22 protein-coding genes, 1 tRNA gene and 1 other RNA gene are annotated in these 15,892 nt (G+C 69.0%); 12 read left to right on the top strand and 12 right to left on the bottom strand.

Translation table 11 applies throughout. The features are described 5' to 3' along the window. Positions 1 to 84 precede the first annotated feature (84 nt). The 3 genes from JWS13_RS40340 to JWS13_RS40330 are packed head-to-tail and all read left to right on the top strand — an operon-like array spanning position 85 to position 1,593. Positions 85 to 531 carry an FAS1-like dehydratase domain-containing protein gene (locus JWS13_RS40340; RefSeq protein ID WP_206010782.1) on the top strand — a complete coding sequence of 149 codons (447 nt, stop codon included), beginning with the start codon at positions 85 to 87 and terminating at the stop codon, positions 529 to 531. Beyond that, positions 528 to 947 (top strand): MaoC/PaaZ C-terminal domain-containing protein, encoded by a 420-nt coding sequence (locus tag JWS13_RS40335; RefSeq protein WP_124389897.1) that lies wholly within the window; start codon positions 528 to 530, stop codon positions 945 to 947. Before JWS13_RS40340 ends, JWS13_RS40335 begins: the two co-directional genes overlap by 4 nt. A 22-nt stretch (positions 948 to 969) precedes the next feature. Further along, positions 970 to 1,593, top strand: a complete 624-nt coding sequence (locus JWS13_RS40330; RefSeq protein ID WP_206010781.1) for a LysE family translocator — start codon at positions 970 to 972, stop codon at positions 1,591 to 1,593. A gap of 8 nt (positions 1,594 to 1,601) precedes the next feature. Here the strand turns inward: JWS13_RS40330 and JWS13_RS40325 are convergent, their stop codons facing one another. Both JWS13_RS40325 and rnpB read right to left on the bottom strand, forming a co-directional pair. Then, positions 1,602 to 2,405: an alpha/beta fold hydrolase gene (locus tag JWS13_RS40325; protein ID WP_206010780.1), complete on the bottom strand. Its 804-nt coding sequence runs from the start codon at positions 2,403 to 2,405 to the stop codon at positions 1,602 to 1,604. Between the two features lie 225 nt (positions 2,406 to 2,630). Then, positions 2,631 to 3,068: RNase P RNA component class A (rnpB, locus tag JWS13_RS40320), an RNA gene on the bottom strand. Positions 3,069 to 3,128: 60 nt separating this feature from the next. On the opposite strand from rnpB, the gene JWS13_RS40315 reads away from it, so the two are divergent. Together JWS13_RS40315 and JWS13_RS40310 are read left to right on the top strand one after the other, a co-directional pair. Further along, complete coding sequence (locus JWS13_RS40315) at positions 3,129 to 3,656, top strand: DUF1697 domain-containing protein (protein WP_241032506.1); 528 nt, start codon at positions 3,129 to 3,131, stop codon at positions 3,654 to 3,656. Positions 3,657 to 3,663: 7 nt separating this feature from the next. Beyond that, entirely contained in the window at positions 3,664 to 4,914 is a 1,251-nt protein-coding gene (locus JWS13_RS40310; protein WP_206010778.1) for an SLC13 family permease, read from the top strand. 7 nt (positions 4,915 to 4,921) lie between these two features. Here the strand turns inward: JWS13_RS40310 and JWS13_RS40305 are convergent, their stop codons facing one another. From JWS13_RS40305 to cobC, 4 genes are all read right to left on the bottom strand, one after another. Next, positions 4,922 to 6,025, bottom strand: coding sequence for a bifunctional RNase H/acid phosphatase (locus JWS13_RS40305; RefSeq protein ID WP_206010777.1), 1,104 nt, complete (start codon positions 6,023 to 6,025; stop codon positions 4,922 to 4,924). Continuing rightward, positions 6,022 to 6,759, bottom strand: a complete 738-nt coding sequence (locus JWS13_RS40300) for a zinc ribbon domain-containing protein (RefSeq protein ID WP_206010776.1) — start codon at positions 6,757 to 6,759, stop codon at positions 6,022 to 6,024. Before JWS13_RS40300 ends, JWS13_RS40305 begins: the two co-directional genes overlap by 4 nt. Positions 6,760 to 6,858: 99 nt before the next feature. After that, a complete protein-coding gene (locus JWS13_RS40295; protein ID WP_206010775.1) occupies positions 6,859 to 7,998 on the bottom strand; it encodes a Nif3-like dinuclear metal center hexameric protein in 1,140 nt (379 codons plus the stop codon). After that, the gene (gene cobC / locus JWS13_RS40290) at positions 7,995 to 9,065 is read right to left on the bottom strand and encodes an Rv2231c family histidinol phosphate aminotransferase CobC (RefSeq protein ID WP_206010774.1); all 1,071 of its coding nucleotides are present in this window, start codon (positions 9,063 to 9,065) and stop codon (positions 7,995 to 7,997) included. The genes JWS13_RS40295 and cobC overlap by 4 nt, the downstream gene beginning before the upstream one ends. Between cobC and JWS13_RS40285 the strand changes: the two genes are divergently transcribed. From JWS13_RS40285 to JWS13_RS40275, 3 genes are read left to right on the top strand one after another with little or no spacing between them, the layout of a single operon-like run. Next, positions 9,059 to 9,760 (top strand): HAD hydrolase-like protein, encoded by a 702-nt coding sequence (locus JWS13_RS40285; protein WP_206010773.1) that lies wholly within the window; start codon positions 9,059 to 9,061, stop codon positions 9,758 to 9,760. The two genes, cobC and JWS13_RS40285, sit on opposite strands and share 7 nt — an antisense overlap. Then, a complete protein-coding gene (locus JWS13_RS40280) occupies positions 9,747 to 10,220 on the top strand; it encodes a low molecular weight protein-tyrosine-phosphatase (protein WP_206010772.1) in 474 nt (157 codons plus the stop codon). The genes JWS13_RS40285 and JWS13_RS40280 overlap by 14 nt, the downstream gene beginning before the upstream one ends. A gap of 43 nt (positions 10,221 to 10,263) precedes the next feature. After that, complete coding sequence (locus JWS13_RS40275; RefSeq protein WP_206010771.1) at positions 10,264 to 11,145, top strand: SURF1 family cytochrome oxidase biogenesis protein; 882 nt, start codon at positions 10,264 to 10,266, stop codon at positions 11,143 to 11,145. Here JWS13_RS40275 and JWS13_RS40270 read toward each other — a convergent pair. Further along, positions 11,086 to 12,069 (bottom strand): cobalamin biosynthesis protein, encoded by a 984-nt coding sequence (locus tag JWS13_RS40270; RefSeq protein ID WP_206010770.1) that lies wholly within the window; start codon positions 12,067 to 12,069, stop codon positions 11,086 to 11,088. The two genes, JWS13_RS40275 and JWS13_RS40270, sit on opposite strands and share 60 nt — an antisense overlap. A 49-nt stretch (positions 12,070 to 12,118) precedes the next feature. Between JWS13_RS40270 and JWS13_RS40265 the strand changes: the two genes are divergently transcribed. After that, the gene (locus JWS13_RS40265) at positions 12,119 to 12,481 is read left to right on the top strand and encodes a DUF5655 domain-containing protein (protein ID WP_206010769.1); all 363 of its coding nucleotides are present in this window, start codon (positions 12,119 to 12,121) and stop codon (positions 12,479 to 12,481) included. A gap of 265 nt (positions 12,482 to 12,746) precedes the next feature. Beyond that, the gene (locus tag JWS13_RS40260) at positions 12,747 to 12,938 is read left to right on the top strand and encodes a hypothetical protein (protein ID WP_206010768.1); all 192 of its coding nucleotides are present in this window, start codon (positions 12,747 to 12,749) and stop codon (positions 12,936 to 12,938) included. Positions 12,939 to 12,941: 3 nt separating this feature from the next. Here JWS13_RS40260 and JWS13_RS40255 read toward each other — a convergent pair whose 3' ends face one another. Continuing rightward, positions 12,942 to 13,136 (bottom strand): hypothetical protein, encoded by a 195-nt coding sequence (locus tag JWS13_RS40255; protein ID WP_206010767.1) that lies wholly within the window; start codon positions 13,134 to 13,136, stop codon positions 12,942 to 12,944. Positions 13,137 to 13,271: 135 nt separating this feature from the next. Between JWS13_RS40255 and JWS13_RS40250 the strand changes: the two genes are divergently transcribed. Continuing rightward, positions 13,272 to 13,787: a GbsR/MarR family transcriptional regulator gene (locus JWS13_RS40250; protein WP_206010766.1), complete on the top strand. Its 516-nt coding sequence runs from the start codon at positions 13,272 to 13,274 to the stop codon at positions 13,785 to 13,787. Continuing rightward, complete coding sequence (locus JWS13_RS40245) at positions 13,780 to 14,040, top strand: hypothetical protein (protein WP_206010765.1); 261 nt, start codon at positions 13,780 to 13,782, stop codon at positions 14,038 to 14,040. Before JWS13_RS40250 ends, JWS13_RS40245 begins: the two co-directional genes overlap by 8 nt. A gap of 62 nt (positions 14,041 to 14,102) precedes the next feature. On the opposite strand, the gene JWS13_RS40240 is transcribed toward JWS13_RS40245, so the two are convergent. The 4 genes from JWS13_RS40240 to JWS13_RS40225 form a co-directional block, all read right to left on the bottom strand. Next, positions 14,103 to 14,174 (bottom strand) — tRNA-Val (locus tag JWS13_RS40240). 32 nt (positions 14,175 to 14,206) lie between these two features. Further along, positions 14,207 to 14,671: a peroxiredoxin gene (locus JWS13_RS40235; protein ID WP_087562151.1), complete on the bottom strand. Its 465-nt coding sequence runs from the start codon at positions 14,669 to 14,671 to the stop codon at positions 14,207 to 14,209. Positions 14,672 to 14,714: 43 nt separating this feature from the next. Next, on the bottom strand, positions 14,715 to 15,140 hold the full coding sequence (locus JWS13_RS40230; RefSeq protein WP_005247829.1) for a DUF3052 domain-containing protein: 426 nt from the start codon (positions 15,138 to 15,140) through the stop codon (positions 14,715 to 14,717). Between the two features lie 168 nt (positions 15,141 to 15,308). Beyond that, positions 15,309 to 15,845: a hypothetical protein gene (locus tag JWS13_RS40225; protein ID WP_206010764.1), complete on the bottom strand. Its 537-nt coding sequence runs from the start codon at positions 15,843 to 15,845 to the stop codon at positions 15,309 to 15,311. Positions 15,846 to 15,892 lie beyond the last annotated feature (47 nt).

Here is a 15,892-nt window from a genome sequence, read left to right as displayed (position 1 = left end):
TCGGGTTATCAGGGCAGGCACGCCCGCAACACATTCGTGACGCTTCGCCCTGCCCCGCGGACCGCACGTCTCTAGGCTGACGTGATGGGAGTGAATCCGGAGATCGAGGGTCGTGTCTACCCACCGACCGAGCCCTACCTCGTCGGCCGCGAGAAGATCAGGGAATTCGCCCGCGCCGTCTTCGCCACCAACCCCACGTCGTTCGACGTGGACATCGCCCGAGCCGCCGGTCACGCCGATCTCGTTGCCCCGCCCACGTTTCCCGTCATCGTGCAGGAACGCGCACTCGCGCAACTGGTCGCCGATCCGACGTCGGGAATCGAGCCGGTCAATCTGGTGCACAGCACCGAGCACGCCACGTCCCACCGCCCCGTCGTCGCGGGCGACGAACTCTCCGCCGTCCTCACCGTCACGCACGTGACCTCGCGCGGTCCGCACACCCTGCTCGTCGCCGACATCGAGATCCGTGACGCCACAGGCAATCACGTGAGCACGATGACGTCGACGCTGTTCGTCAGGGGGGAGGAATGACGTCCCCGCGACGAATCCTGCTCGGCGACACCGTCGCCAAGGCCCGGTATCACGTGACCCGGGAATCCCTGGTCCGCTACGCCGGGGCGTCGGGTGACTTCAACTCCATTCACTACCGGGACGACGTCGCCGACGCGGTGGGCCTGCCCGGTGTGCTGGCGCACGGCATGCTCACGCTGGGACTGGCCACGCAATGCGTCGTCGACTGGCTCGGCGATCCGGCGCTGGTCACCGGGTACCGCGCGCGCTTCACCAAGCCGGTGATCGTGGATCCGGACCAGGGCGCGGTGGTCGAGGTCGTCGCGAAGGCCGCGGAGGTCGACGAATCCGCGGGCACCGCGAGGATCGACCTGACGGTGACGTTCGACGGGCACACCGTGCTCGGCAAGTCCCAGGTGTGGATTTCACTGCGCTGACCACACCCGACATACTGGGCCGATGATCGGTGTGGTGGTGACAGCGTTCGCGGTGCTCGGGCTCCTGACCGTGATACCCGGTCCGGACATGGCGGTGGTGACCCGCGCCGGACTGTCCGGCGGGCGCAGTGCCGCGCTGCGGGCCACGTTCGGCGTGGTCGCCGGATTGATGGTGTGGGGCGCACTGACCGTCGTCGGGCTCGGTGCGGTGCTCGCCGCCTCCGCGGAGGCGTACACCGTCGTGAAGATCGCCGGCGGGATGTACCTGGTGTATCTGGGACTCTCCACCCTCTGGCGCAGCCGGACGCGGCCCCGCGCCGCCCGGACCGCGCCGGCGCCGGTTCCGTCTTCGGGGTCGAGTTGGCGGGCCGGGTTCCTGACCAACCTCCTGAACCCCAAGATCGCGGTGTTCTACACCGGCCTGCTCCCGCAACTCGTCCCGCCCGGCTGGCCGACCGCCCCGAGCCTGGCCCTGCTCGTGCTGGTGCACGGGCTACTCGGGATCGTCTGGCTCGGCGCGTACAGCATCCTGCTGACCCGCGCGCGCACCACGCTGGAGAAGCCGTCGGTACGGAAAGTCCTCGACCGGATCACCGGAACCGTCCTCTTCGGTTTCGGCGCCGTCGTGGTCGCCGAGGCGCGGTAGGTCTCACGTCAGCTCGGGGAGTCGCTGGAACACGCCGCGCTGCCGCCGAGCAGGATCGTGCTGATCAGGTTCGGGTCGTCGGTCATCGGGACGTGCCCGATGCCGGGCAGAATCAGAATCCGCGCCTGAGGGAACACTCTGCGCACCCGTCGCGCCTGGTAGACCGGCAGAATCAGGTCCCGCCGCCCCCACGCCACGGTGACCGGTACCGACGCGTCGACGACCGGCGGGAGGTCGAACGAGGCGGTCAGCCCCTTGTCGACCAGGGCGTTCGTTGCCAGCGACTGCGCGTCGATCACGGCGTCCTCGTAGCGCACCCGGCTGGGCCGCGCGAAGAAGGCGGCGAGGGAGGGATAGCGGACGGCCCTGTATCGCAACGCCTTCGGAGTGTTCGGGCCGAGCGCCCGGGTGACTCCGCGCAGCGCCCGGAACGTGTAGATGGTGCGGGCCTGATCGGCGTGATTGACGAAGAAGCCGGCCGGTGAGAGTGCCGTCGCCGAGGCGACCTCGCCGCGGGCCGCGAGGGCGAGCGAGAGCCAGCCGCCGAGCGAGTTCCCGGCGACGTGTGGCCGTTCCCCGGCGGGAGTCACCGAGCGGACGAACCCGCTCAGTTCCTCGACCAGTTGGTCCATCGTGTCCGCGCCGTCTTCGAGTGCCGCCGATTCGCCGTGTCCGGGAAGGTCGACGGTGACCACCCGCCGATAGGGCGTCAGCTGGTCGAGCAGGACGTTCCAGGCCTGCCTGCGATGCACCACCCCGTGCACGAGTACCAGGGTGGGGCCGGAACCGGCGATGTCGTGAGGCAAGTCCATGGGCAGATGTTACCGCTATCGCGAGTAACATCTATCGTTCTCGATGTAGTCGGCGAGGGGCCCCATCGTCCACGGACGTGGACGACGGGCCCCGGCATCGACCCCGATTCGGGTCAGTCGGGCCGATGCGGGAAAACACTAACCGGTCTGTTTGTTACTCGCCAGTCAGGGCCGTGACCAGGCGTCCAGCCGCACGCGACGGATCCCGCAGACGCACGATTGAGGCGGACGAGTTGGCGTGTAAGCCGGATCCTGTCCCCGGCGCCGAAGCGCCGGGTGGCGACCATCCATCTGGGCACACCGTCGCCGGGTACCTCGAGCGGTTCACCCGCAGGCTCGGGCGAGCAGCCCTCGAACACCTGCGCAGCCGCACCGGGGTCCCGGAGGATCCGATGCGGCCTTCAACCTTGCTCCGGGCGGGGTTTACCTAGCCACCCCGGTCACCCGGGGTGCTGGTGCGCTCTTACCGCACCGTTTCACCCTGACCGACACCACACCCCGGAGGATGTGGCGTCGGCGGTCTGTTTTCTGTGGCACTGTCCCGCGAGTCACCTCGGGTTGCCGTTAACAACCGCCCTGCTCTGTGGAGTCCGGACTTTCCTCGACTCGGGGCCTGCGCACTGATGTGCTGGTTCCCCGTGCCGCGGTCGCCCGGCCAACTCGTCCGCCCGATCAGCCTACAGTTCGCGCGAACGTGTCATGCCGCCGCACTATGGTCTGAGCATGACTCGATACGCCGCCCTCCTGCGCGGTATCAACGTGGGCGGCATCAACATCAAGATGGCCGACCTCCGCAGCACCTTCGCCGAGTTGGGATTCGAGAACGTGAAGACCGTCCTCGCGTCGGGCAACGTGCTCTTCGATTCCGACCGCGACGACGTCCCCGCGCTGAAAAGTGAGATCGAATCCGCGCTGCGCGCCGACTTCCACTACGAAGCCTGGGTTTTCGTCCTCGACCTCGACACGATCCGGAAGATCGTCGAGGACTACCCGTTCGACCCCGAGCGGGAAGGGTGGCATCCGTACGTGCTGGTGACTCCCGACCCCGAGGTCCTGGACACGCTGCTGCGGATCCGGGACGACCTCGACCCGGACGTCGAACGCGTGCAGGCCGGGAACGGCGTCCTGTACTGGGAGGTCGAACGCGGCATGACGCTGAAGAGCAAGTTCGGCAAGAGCACCGGCACTCCCAAACTCAAGGCCTTCACCACTACCCGGAACCTGCGCACACTCCACAAGCTCCTGAAGTGACCCGTCGGTGACAGTTCTGGCAGTGGCGCTCGTCGCCGCGGTCCTCGTCTTCGCGGTCGTCCGGCCTCGTCGGCTACCCGAGATCGTCGCGGCCGCACCGGCCGCCGTCGTCGTCCTGGCCACCGGTCTGGTGACGCCGGCGCAGGCCAGGGACGAAGTGACCGAGATGGCCCCGACCGTCGGGTTTCTCGCGGCGATCCTCGTCCTCGCGCACCTCGCGGACGCGATGGGTGTGTTCACCTGGATCGCGGCCAGGCTGCGGCGCGGGGCACGGGGCGACCCGAAGAGGTTGCTGACGCTCGTGTTCGGGGCCGCGGCACTCACCACCGCGGTGCTGAGTCTCGACGCGACGGTGGTGTTGCTGACGCCGGCGGTGATCGCGACGGCCCGCTCGCTGCGGATGGATCCGCGACCGCATTCGTACGCCAGCGCTCACCTGTCGAACACGGCGTCGACGCTCCTCCCCGTCTCCAATCTCACCAACCTCATCGCGTTCTCCGCGACCGGGTTGACTTTCCTGCATTTCACCGCCGTCATGGCGCTGCCCTGGGCGGTGGCGATCGTAGTCGAACTGATCCTGTTCCGGATGTTCTTCCGGCGCCATCTGGTTCGGCCCGACGCCGAACCGGAACCGGCCCGCGATCCACCCGCACCGACCGTCGCACTGTCGATCATCGCGGCGACACTCGCCGGTTTCGCGGTATCCGGCTTCGTGGGGATCGCGCCTGCGTGGGTGGCGGCGGCCGGCGCGATCGTGCTGGGCGTCGTCGCACTCCGCGACGGCCGCACCGACTTCGGCCGCATCCTGTATGCGGTCGACGTGTGGTTCTGCGCGTTCGTCCTGGTCCTCGGCGTCGTCGTCGCCGGCGTCGCGAACGGCCCGATCGGGGACTGGATCGGCTCGCGGCTGCCGACGGACACATCGTTCGCGGCGCTGCTCACGATGGCCGTCGTCGCGGCGGTCGCCGCGAATCTGGTGAACAACCTCCCCGCGACCCTGCTCCTGCTGGCGGCGCTCGGGCCACACCCCCCGACCGCCCTCGTCCTGGCGATGCTGCTCGGGGTGAATCTCGGCCCCAACCTCACCTACGTGGGGTCGCTGGCGATCATGCTGTGGCGGCGGGTCGCCGCGCGAGCCGGATCGCCCGCGGATCTGCGGACCTTCACGATTCTCGCGCTGGTGACCACACCGCTGACCCTGTTCGCGGCGGTCGTTGCCCTCTGGGCCTGTGAGTACTTGTTAACCGCCGGCGGTTAACAAGTACTCACAGGTGGGAGGTGTCGTTGACCAGGCGGACGGACGAGCCGCCGTCGGGGTAGAACTCCGCGATGCTCAGCGACGCCAGATCCAGGTGCAGCCGGTACAGCAGCGACGGTCCCGCGTCGAGTGCCAGTTGCAGCAGCGTCTTGATCGGGGTCACGTGCGTGACGACGAGGATCGTGGAGCCGCCGTAGGTGGCGGTGAGGTCGTCTCGGACCTTCACGATCCGCTCCCGGACCTCGTCGAAGCTCTCCCCCGCCGGCGGTCGCACCGACGTGTCCGACAACCACTTGCGGTGCAGTTCGGGGTCGCGGTCGGCGGCCTCCCGGAACGTGAGGCCCTCCCACTCGCCGAAGTCGGTTTCGGTGAGGCCCTCGTGCACGGTGACCGGGAGCCCGAGCACCTTCGCCGCGGCCGCCGCGGTCTGCTGCGCGCGCCCCAGCGGGGACGACACCACTGCCGCGATGCCGTCGTTGCCCGCGAAGCGGGAGGCCGCGCCGTTCGCCTGGGCCTGCCCGATCTCGGTGAGCGCCGGGTTCCCGCGACCCGAGTACCGCCGGTCGACGGACAGCACGGTCTGCCCGTGCCGGAGCAGCAGCATCCGGGTCGGGGCGCCCGTCGTGTCCATCCAGCCCGGCGCCGCCGGGGTGGCGTCGTCCGACGCCGCGGCAGCCGGTTCAGGTTCGGCAACGGTACCGGCGGCGCCGTCCATGGCCTCGTTGGCGAGGCGGTCGGCGTGAGCGTTCTCGGCCCGCGGAATCCAGGTGTACGTCACGGAACCGAACTGCCGGGCGAGTTCCGACGCCCGGCGCTGCAGCGGAATCATGTCCGGGTGTTTGACCTTCCAGCGCCCGGACATCTGCTCGACCACCAGCTTGGAGTCCATCCGCACGTCCACCCCGGACGCACCGAGTTCGGCGGCGGCCTCGAGCCCGGCGATCAGCCCCCGGTATTCGGCGACGTTGTTCGTGACGGTGCCGAGGCTTTCCTTGCGCTCGGCGAGGACGGCGCCGTCGGCAGCGGCGAACACCACGGTGCCGTAGCCCGCGGGTCCGGGATTGCCGCGCGACCCACCGTCGGCCTCGACGACGACGCGACCGACACTCACAGACCCGACTCCTTGGTGCGCACCAGGATCGCGCCGCATTCGGAGCAGCGCACGACGACGTCGGGTGCGGTGCCGGTGATGCGGGAGATCTCGCCGCGGTCGAGTTCGATGCGGCACGCACCGCAGCGGCGGGCCTGCAGCAGTGCCGCACCGACGCCGTTCTGGCTGCGCTGCTTCTCGTAGACGGTGATCAGGTCGGCGGGGAACTGGTCGGCGAGTGCCGCGCGGTCCCGGGTGCAGCGCTGCTCCGCGGAATCCAGGTCGGCGACGGCATCGTCGCGGCGGCGGGACGCGTCGATGAGGTCTTCCTCGATCTGCGACAGCTGCGCACCGGCGTGGTCGTGGTCGGACTGCGACGCCTCGCGCCGTTCCATCACCTCGAGCAGTTCGTCCTCGAGCAATCCCTGACGGCGGACGAGGCTGCCGAGTTCATGTTCGAGTTCGGTGAGCTGCTTCGATCCGACCGTTCCGCTCTCGAGCAGTTTGCGGTCGCGGTCCTCACGCTGGCGGACGGCGTCGACCTCGCCTTCGAGCTTGCGGATGTCGCGGTCGAGGTCGTCGAGGATGATCTCCACGGCCACGGCCGCGTCCTTACGGGTGACGCGCTCCGCCTCGAGCCGCTCGACTTCCTGACGCTCCGGAAGCGCGGTGCGTCGGTGGGCGATCCTCGACAGCTCCGCATCGACGCCGGCGAGGTCGAGAAGCTTGGACTGCACCTGTGGTTCGACGTTCACGCGTGGTAACTCCTGCTGTCTTCTGTGAAGGGTTCTTCTGCGGCAGATTGCTGAGTGTCAACCGTACCCCGGCGCATCACGGGTTTCGGCCGGACGGCGCTACGACGACGGCGCGCTGACCGACCACGGATCGGTGCGCACCGCGGACACCCGCACCTGCCACTGCGGTGTGTGCGCGAACGCGGCGTCGAGCACGCCCTTGGCCTGTTCGCACCACGGTTGCTCGCTCGCCCAGTGCGCGACGTCGATCAGGGCCGGACCTCCTGCGCGCAGGTGTTCGTCGGCGGGGTGGTGTCGCAGGTCGGCGGTCACGTACGCGTCCACGCCGAGGCGTGTGACGTCGTCGAGGAACGAGTCGCCCGAGCCACCACACACGGCGACGGTGCGGATCGTGGCTTCGGGGTCGCCCGCGGCCCGCACACCCCACGTGGTGGCGGGCAGCGCGTCCGCCACCCGGTCGGTGAACTCGCGCAGCGTCAGCGGTTCGGGTAGCTCGCCGACGCGTCCGAGTCCGCGGGGGCCGGGGAACGTCGCCGTCTCGAACACGTCGAACGCGACCTCCTCGTACGGGTGGGCGGCGCGCATGGCGGCGAGCACCTTCGGCCGGAGGCCGCGTGGCGCGATCACCTCCACCCGGCTCTCCTCGACCCGTTCGAGCGCGCCGACGGCTCCGAGTGCCGGATTCGCGCCGTCGGTCGGGAGGAACTGGCCGTGCCCGGTGACGGACCAGCTGCAGTCGCGGTAGTTGCCGATCTGTCCGGCGCCGGCGTCGAACAGCGCGCGGCGGACTGTGTCGGCGTCACCGGAGGGGACGAGGACCACCCATTTGTCGAGGTTCTCGGTGGGTTGCGGCTCGATCGGCCCGGTGACGGTCAGCCCGAGCGCCGCCGCGAGGGCGTCGGAGACGCCGGGGTCCGCGGAATCGGCGTTGGTGTGCGCGGTGAACAGGGCGCAGCCGGCCTTGATCAGCTTGTGGACGAGCGCACCCTTCGGGGTGTGGGCGCCGACGGTGTCGACTCCGCGGAGCAGCAGCGGGTGGTGGACGAGGAGCAGGTCGGCGCCGGCCGCGATCGCCTCGTCGACCACCGCGGCGGTCGGATCGACCGCGACCGACACCGTCGCCACTGTGTCGTCGGGGTCGCCGCACACGAGTCCGACGGAGTCCCACGATTCGGCGAGGGCGGGCGGGTAGGCCGCGTCCAGGGTCGCGATCACGTCGGCGAGACGCACCGGGTTCACAGGATCTCCTTCATCGCGTCGACGAGCGCATCGGTCTGCTCCGCGGGGCGCACCGCGACGCGGAGGAAATCGGGTCCGAGTCCGGGGAACGTGTCGCAGCGCCGCACGGCGATACCCCGTTGGCGCAGGTGCTTGCGCATCAGTTCGCCGTCCGACAGGCGGAGCAGCAGGAACGGCGCGACCGCAGGGCGGTGCACGGCGACCCCGATCCCGGTCAGCTGCCGGATCATGTCTTCGCGCCACTCACCCAGCACGACGGCGTGGTCGCGGGCCGCGGCGACGGCGTGCGGTTCGCTGCACGCGGCGATCGCCTCCACCTGCAGGCTGCCCACCGGCCAGTGCGCCCGTCCCACCTGCAGTCGTTCGAGGATCTCGGGGGCCCCGAGGGCGTACCCGCACCGCAGTCCCGCCAGCGCCCACGTCTTGGTGAGACTGCGGAGCACCAGCACGTCGGGCAGTGAGCGGCCGGCCAGCGACTCGCGCTCGTCCGGGACCGCGTCGATGAACGCCTCGTCGACGACGACGATCCTGCCTGGCCGGCGCAACCGCAGGATCGCCTCGGCGGGGTGCAGCACCGACGTCGGGTTGGTCGGGTTGCCGATCACGACGAGATCGGCGGATTCCGGGACCGTCGCCGAGTCGAGGACGTACGGGTCGTCGAGCAACACCTGCGTGACCGGCACCTGCGCCTCCCGCAGCGCCCACTCGGGTTCGGTGAACGACGGGTGGATCAGCGCGGCCTCCCGGATCCCGAGCCGCGGGAGCAGCGAGAACCCCTCGGCGCCCCCGGCGAGCAGCAGCACCTCCTCGGGGTCCCGGCCGTGCCGGGACGCCACCGCGGTCCGGGCCGCGAGATCGGCCGTGACCGTGGGGTACGTGCCCAGGTGCGCCAGCGCGTCCGCGAGGCGGAGGCGCAGCCAGTCCGGCGGCCCGTCGCCCTGCACGTTGACTGCGAAATCGAGGAGTCCGGGCCCCGCATCCACGTCTCCGTGGTGACGCAGGCTCTCCCGGCTACCGGCACGAATGTCCACGATTGTCGAGCCTAAGGGACAATGATCCCGTGACATCTCTCTCCACCTCCGCGTCCGCCGTCCCTACTGCCCTGTCGGCACCGATCGTGCTGTTCGACCTCGACGGCACGCTCACCGACTCCGCGCCCGGCATCCACGCCGGCTTCCGCCATGCGCTCGCGACGATCGGTCAGCCCGAGCCGACCGACGAGATGATCGACGCCGTCATCGGCCCGCCGATGATCGACACGTTCCGGTCGATGGGACTCGACGAAGAACTCGTGCAGCAGGCGATCGCCGCCTACTTCGAACGCTACGACCGCGTGGGATGGGCCGAGAACGCCGTCTTCGACGGCATCGAGAAGGTGCTCGTCGCCGCCCGCGACAGCGGCCGCAGGCTCGCCGTCGCCACGTCGAAGTCCGAGCGGTTCGCGATCCGCATCCTCGAACACTTCGAACTCGCGCACTACTTCGAGTTCATCGGCGGAGCCAGCGACGACGGCAGTCGCCGCGCCAAGTCCGACGTGATCGCCCATTCGCTGCACAACCTCGGAGTCACCGCCACCGAGGGCGCCACCGCCGACGTCCTGATGATCGGCGACCGCGACCACGACGTCCTCGGGGCCGCGCACTGGGGCATCCCCGCGGTGTTCGTCGAGTGGGGTTACGGGTTCCCCACCGAGGCCGAGCGCGCGCACACGACGGCGCAGACCGTCGCCGACCTCGGGAAGCTGCTCGATGGCGCGGCCTGAGACTCCGCTGCACGTGACGTTCGTGTGTACCGGCAACATCTGCCGCTCCCCCATGGCCGAGAAGATCTTCGCCGAGCACCTCCGGCGGGAAGCCCTCGACGATCGGGTGATGGTGAGCAGCGCCGGGACCCACGGCTGGCACGTCGGCCGCGAGGCAGACATCCGCACCAACGAAACCCTGAAGCTGAACGGCTATCCGACCGGCCACACGGCCGCGGAGGTCGGGCCGTTCCACCTCGGCGCCGATCTGGTGGTCGCTCTCGCGGCCAACCACGACCGTGAGCTTGCCCACATGGGCGTGCCCGACGAGCGCCGCCGGCTGCTGCGCAGTTTCGACCCGGACGCCGACACGTCGTCCGTACCCGACCCGTTCTACGGGGACCTCGAGGACTTCGAGCGGGTCCGCCTCCAGATCGAGGCCGCGGTGCCCGGGCTGCTCGACTGGGTGCGCAGCCGGTAACCCACGATCAGGGTCCCGACCTGCGAGCGGCTACCGTGGAGGCGTGCGAAGGCTGAGATTTCTGTTGCGACCCGGCTGGTTGGTGTTGGCCTTGGTGGTCGCCGGATTCGCCTTCATGTGTTTCTACGTGCTCGCGCCGTGGCAGCTCGGCAAGAACACATCGACGGAGCACCGGAACCAGCTGATCGCCGACTCCGTCGACGCCGAGCCCGTCCCGCTGGAGACCCTGCTGTCGGGCGCCGGGGCGAATCCGGACGACGAGTGGCGCCGCGTCACCGCGACCGGGTCGTACGTGCAGAACAGTGATCTGCTGGTCCGGTTGCGGTCCATCGAGTCGCAGCCCGCGTACGAGGTCTTGACCCCGCTGCAGCTGACCGACGGTCGCACGATCCTGGTCAACCGCGGCTACGTGCGCCCGATCCAGGGCACCGAGGCGCCGCCGGTGGATCCGCCGCCTGCCGGGCCGGTCACGCTCGACGGTCGGGTCCGCAAGTCCGAGGGCACCATCGCAGGCAAGGAACCGATCGACGAGAACGGGCTGCGGCAGGTGTACTACATCGACGCGGGCCAGATCGGCGGTTTCATCGGCACGGATCTGGTCAACGCGTACGTGCAACTCGAACCCGATCAGGCGGGTGGTCTGGGCACCATTCCGCTCCCGCAACTCGACGCGGGCCCGTACCTGTCGTACGGCTTGCAGTGGCTGGCGTTCGGCATCATGGCCCCGCTCGGCCTGGCCTACTTCATCCGCGCGGAGTGGCGCGAACGCCGCAAGGAGAAGTCCGCGAAAGCTGCCGACGACGCCGCTCCTGCTCCCGCGCCCGTGGCCCGGAAGAAGCCGTTCGCGCGGAGCAAGCCGGTGGAATCAGCGCCGAGGACGGCGGCGGAAGCGAAACTGGCCGATCGCTACGGCAAGGGTCGCTGACACCAGCGCCGCACCACCCTGCACCGCGGTCGACAGCCGCACCGCACGGTCGAGGTCGACGGGCCGGGGTGACGGCCCGGATCCGAGCACAGGTCGCATCTCGACGCCGTGCGCGTATTCGGTGCGCCCGCCCAGCGAGATCCCGAGAGCGCCCGCGGCGCTGGCCTCCGCGACACCGGCATTGGGGCTGGGGTGCTGGGACGCGTCGCGCCGCCACGCCTCCCACGCCTCCTTCGGCGACCCACCGACCGTCGGCGCGGCCACGACGGACAGTGCGCCCGTCAGTCGGGCGGGCAGCAGGTTGAGAAGGTCGTCCCATCGCGCCGCGGCCCAGCCGAAGTTGCGGTACTTCGGCGAGCGGTAGCCGACCATCGCGTCCAGGGTGTTGGACGCCCGGTAGACGAACAGTCCGGGGATCCCGGCCACCGCGCCCCACAGGAACGCCCCGACCGCGGAATCGGACGTGTTCTCGGCCACCGACTCCAGCGTCGCCCGGGTGAGCCCGTCGACGCCGAGCACGCTGGGGTCGCGACCGCACAGCGACGGCAGCAGGGCGCGGGCGGCGGCGAGGTCGTCTGCCTCCAGGTGCGCGGCCATGCTCGAGCCGGTCCGTCCCAGGGACGTTCCGCCGAGGACCGCCCACGTCGCGACGGCGGTCGCGGCCGTCTCGCCCGCCCATCCCCCGCGCCGCGCCACCCGGGCCGCGGCGACCCCTAGACCCGCCGCTCCACCGACGAGGACGGCGACGTGCACGATTCCGGCCGACCGGCGGTCGCGGTACGTCGCCTTCTCCAATGCCATTGCCGTGCGGCCGAATCCGGCCACGGGATGCCATCGGGCGGGATCGGCGAACGCGCGGTCTGCGGCGAAGCCGAGAAGCAGGCCTGCGGCGCGCGCGCCGGCGGGACGGGAGGTTCGATGCACGCCGCTATTTGTATCAACTAACGTTGCAGGCGATGTAAAGGAGCGTCCCATGAGTGCCGCGATCGACGAGTACCTGGCAGGCAAGGACCCGGACGCCACCGAGCGCCTACTGCAGTTCCGTGACCTCGTTCTGGCGTGCGGCGAGGTGGACGAGCGCGTCCACCGGACCGAGATCGCGTGGGCCCGTGCCCGCGTCTTCGCTGCCGCGTTCATCTACTCGTCGCGACTCGAGATCGCGCTCGACCTGCGCCGGCGCGTCCATCACCCGCAGTTGCGCGAGGCGTTTCCCACCACCAAGACGGTGATCACGCACCGGTTGACGATCACCTCCGACGATCAACTCGACGACACCCTGGCCTCGCTCCTCGCGGAGGCCTACGACACGGTGGGTCCGGGCACCCGCAACCGGTAGGAGCCGCCTCGGCCCGACGGAAACGTTCCGGTCGGAATGTCTGATTCCTGAAACTCTCCTGAGGATCTCGCCAAGCGCCCTTTCGTGCGCCTACCATGGTATTTGCCGCCTCGTTCCCCCCATTCAGGGGCGGCGCACGGCCCCGCCCTGCTCACATCTTCGGTGCTGACTCAACACACCCACGTGGCCCGGCGGGGTTCGGCGCGTCCGGTGAGAATTTCTGTCAGGCATTGGAATCGCCGACTGCGCCTGGGACCATCGAAGGGTGTCCCGCGACGTGACGAAGCTCGGCGACGACGAACTGCTCGCGCTTCTCGGCGAGCAGCGAGCGCTGCTCGGCGAGTCGATCGCGAACGATTACGGCTGCGGAACGGTGAGCACCGTCACCAGCCGAATCGCCGAATTCGAGGCCGAACTCGATCGGCGCGGATCGACGGCCTCGCGAGACGGCATCTGATCCCTAGCGGGTGGGGCGACTCGTGGCCGGCGCAGCCCAGACGCCGGCCACTGCCCCGCCGTCCTCGTAACGGTCGATCTTGACGATGCCCGCCCCGGGCTCGGTGGGCCGGTGCGTCTCGTTCACGGCCTGGAAGTCTGATTCGAAGGTTCTGTCGCTCGACGTGCCGTTGCGCAGCGTGACCTTGTACCTGGACATATCAGGAATATGCCACTGCCGGCGAACCCCCGGGCGATGAACAGGTTAACTCCACGAAACCACTCGGTGCAGGGCAGCCGAACTGAAATGACACAAATCTGTGTTATTTCAGTCAAGACTGCTATCTTCGGGTTTGTGCCGTCCGACACACAGCTGATCTTCGCCGACCACGTCGGCCGCTTCTACGCCCGCCAATACGGTTTCCCGCCGATGGCGGGGCGTCTGCTGGGATACCTATTCGTGTGCGATCCCCCACAGCAGACGATCGACCAGCTGGGCGAGGCTCTGCTGGCGAGCCGGAGCGCCATCACCGGCGCGGTCAAGCTGCTCGAGGGCTATCGGATGGCGCGGCGCACCCGCACGGCCGGTGAACGGGTCGACCGGGTGAGCCTGGATCCGGCGAGTCAGCAACCGCAGAACTTCGATTCCGCCCTCCACCGCGAGCACGCGGCACTGTTCCGGGAGGGTTTGGCGTTGCTGGCCGACGCCCCACCCGAACGCCGCGCTCCGCTCGAGGAGATGGTCGCGCTGGCCGAGTTCCTCAGCGAGCGACTGCCGGAGCTACGGGACGAATGGCACACGCGACGCGATGAGCTCCGAGCTCGGCGAACCGGCACACTCGATCGAGAAGGGGAAGCGCATCATGACTGAATCCGATCTGTCCGCTCTGCGCGAGCGAGCTGCGAACGGTGACCCGACGGCGGTCGACATCCTGATCGAACTCGCCGGCGAGCGGGGCGACATGGCGCAGCTGCGGCGCCTCGCCGAAGCCGGCAGCTCCGACGCGGCCGACCAGCTCATCGAAGTCGCCACCGAACTGGGCGACATGGACGAACTCCGGCGCCTCGCCGACAGCGGAAACATCACCGCCGCCGAGCTGCTCGCGGAACTCACCGGCGAGTGACACCGGCGAAACGCGAAAGCCCCGACCCGCGCACGAATGCGGATCGGGGCGTTGCCTGACGGTGGGCGCGGAGGGTTTCGAACCCCCGACCGCTGGTGTGTAAAACCAGAGCTCTACCACTGAGCTACACGCCCGAACATCCGGCGAGAACCTCGCCGGATGCGCATCAGGACTCTAGCGTGGCGAGGGCTTTCTCCCAAGCTCCCTGGTCACGGGCTTCTCCGGGTCCGTTCATCTCGGCGAACCGGATGATGCCTTCCTTGTCGATGACGAAGGTGCCGCGGTTCGCGAAGCCCAGCTTGTCGTTGAAGACGCCGTATTGCTCCGCGACCGCGCCGTGCGGCCAGAAGTCGGCGAGCAGCGGGAAGGTGTATCCCTGCTCGGCGGACCAGATCTTGTGGGTCGGCGAGGCACCGACGGAGAGGGCGAGGATCGCCGTCTCGTCGTTCTCGAACTTCGGCAGTTCGTCGCGAACCTTGCAGAGCTCACCCTGGCACGTTCCGGTGAACGCGAGCGGGTAGAACACGAGCAGGACGTTCTTCTTTCCGCGGTAATCGGAAAGCGTCACCTCCTGGTTGTTCTGGTCCTTGAGAGTGAAATCGGGGGCGGTGGTGCCCACCTCGAGCGGCATGACGTGATTCCTTCGGTGAGTGAACGGGAAAGGTGAAGACTGTTCAGCGCTTGTTCGCGGGACGCGACTTCGGCTGAACCAGACGGCTTCCCGACCAGTCTCCGAGATTTGCCGCCGACGTCTGGGTGAGACCGGCTGTGGGTGCGGACTCGGCGATCTCGCTGGGCTCCACGTGACCGGGCTGACCGGTTTTGGGGGTGAGGACCCACACGAATCCCTCGTCGGCCAGGGGCCCGATGGCATCCATGAGGGCGTCGACGAGGTCTCCGTCTTCGTCGCGCCACCACAGCAGCACGACGTCGATGACCTCGTCGGAATCCTCGTCCAGCAGTTCTCCACCGATGGTGTCCTCGACCGCGGCACGCAGGTCGTCGTCGGTGTCCTCGTCCCAGCCCAGTTCCTGTACCGCCATGTCGGCAGTGATCCCGAGTTTCTGAGCGTAGTTTTGGGCGTCCGCCGCGGCGACCACGGTGGGGTCCTCCTTTTGTTGACGGTGCTCGGGTACCCGAACACCTGCCGGATGAAGATCAATTAGGTGAAAGCGAACATGCTCGAACGCTTTCGCGCAAGCCGACCACGCGAATTTTTCTGAGAATGTAGTGATGCGTGGTCATCGCCCGAGCCTACGGTGCGGGAGTCACGATGTGGGGCAGGCTGCCCGAATCGAGTCGCTGAGCTCGTCTCCTCGGCTCGCGAGAGTGTTCAGAATGTCTCCACGTTGCCCGCCGTCGACGGCCGCCGCGAGTTCGCGATAGTTGTTGGCGTAATCGGTGAGGAGTCCGGTCAGGTCGGGGGGAAGTGCGGGTGTGGCGGCGTTCGCGCCGTCCGCGGCCGACCGGAGTGCCGCGGCCGCGGCGCTCGCCTTCGCGCCGGTGTCCGCGGCTTCGGCGTTGGCGGCGTCGATGAACGTGTTGTAGGTGTCGATCGTCTCACCGGCCCGGGTGACGAACATCGTGCACTGCTCCACGAGCGCCTCCCGCTCGGCCGCGGCCTTCTGCGAGGACGACGCGGCCACCGACGAGGACGTCGCTTCGGCGGCGTACTCGGCGGCCTGGGAATCGTTCTGCTGCGCGGTCCCCTCGATCGCGCCGCCACATCCGGCGATGACACCGACGCCGACGATCGCCGCGGCGGCAGCGCTCAGCAGCCCCCAACGGCGCGACGACGTGCGCATTCGTCTCCCCCATGTTTTCGACGACATCGATAAATTCAACATTCGCC

The sequence above is a fragment of the Rhodococcus pseudokoreensis genome (genome assembly GCF_017068395.1).
Classification (GTDB): domain Bacteria; phylum Actinomycetota; class Actinomycetes; order Mycobacteriales; family Mycobacteriaceae; genus Rhodococcus_F; species Rhodococcus_F pseudokoreensis.
This window is presented reverse-complemented; position numbering and strand designations above follow the sequence as displayed.

Coding starts and splice junctions, on each gene's coding strand:
- JWS13_RS40225 (WP_206010764.1), bottom strand. CDS start 15,845: ATGCGCACGTCGTCGCGCCGTTGGGGGCTGCTGAGCGCTGCCGCCGCG.
- JWS13_RS40330 (WP_206010781.1), top strand. CDS start 970: ATGATCGGTGTGGTGGTGACAGCGTTCGCGGTGCTCGGGCTCCTGACC.
- JWS13_RS40255 (WP_206010767.1), bottom strand. CDS start 13,136: ATGTCCAGGTACAAGGTCACGCTGCGCAACGGCACGTCGAGCGACAGA.
- JWS13_RS40245 (WP_206010765.1), top strand. CDS start 13,780: ATGACTGAATCCGATCTGTCCGCTCTGCGCGAGCGAGCTGCGAACGGT.
- JWS13_RS40325 (WP_206010780.1), bottom strand. CDS start 2,405: ATGGACTTGCCTCACGACATCGCCGGTTCCGGCCCCACCCTGGTACTC.
- cobC (WP_206010774.1), bottom strand. CDS start 9,065: ATGTCACGGGATCATTGTCCCTTAGGCTCGACAATCGTGGACATTCGT.
- JWS13_RS40340 (WP_206010782.1), top strand. CDS start 85: ATGGGAGTGAATCCGGAGATCGAGGGTCGTGTCTACCCACCGACCGAG.
- JWS13_RS40315 (WP_241032506.1), top strand. CDS start 3,129: ATGACTCGATACGCCGCCCTCCTGCGCGGTATCAACGTGGGCGGCATC.
- JWS13_RS40335 (WP_124389897.1), top strand. CDS start 528: ATGACGTCCCCGCGACGAATCCTGCTCGGCGACACCGTCGCCAAGGCC.
- JWS13_RS40235 (WP_087562151.1), bottom strand. CDS start 14,671: ATGCCGCTCGAGGTGGGCACCACCGCCCCCGATTTCACTCTCAAGGAC.
- JWS13_RS40280 (WP_206010772.1), top strand. CDS start 9,747: ATGGCGCGGCCTGAGACTCCGCTGCACGTGACGTTCGTGTGTACCGGC.
- JWS13_RS40265 (WP_206010769.1), top strand. CDS start 12,119: ATGAGTGCCGCGATCGACGAGTACCTGGCAGGCAAGGACCCGGACGCC.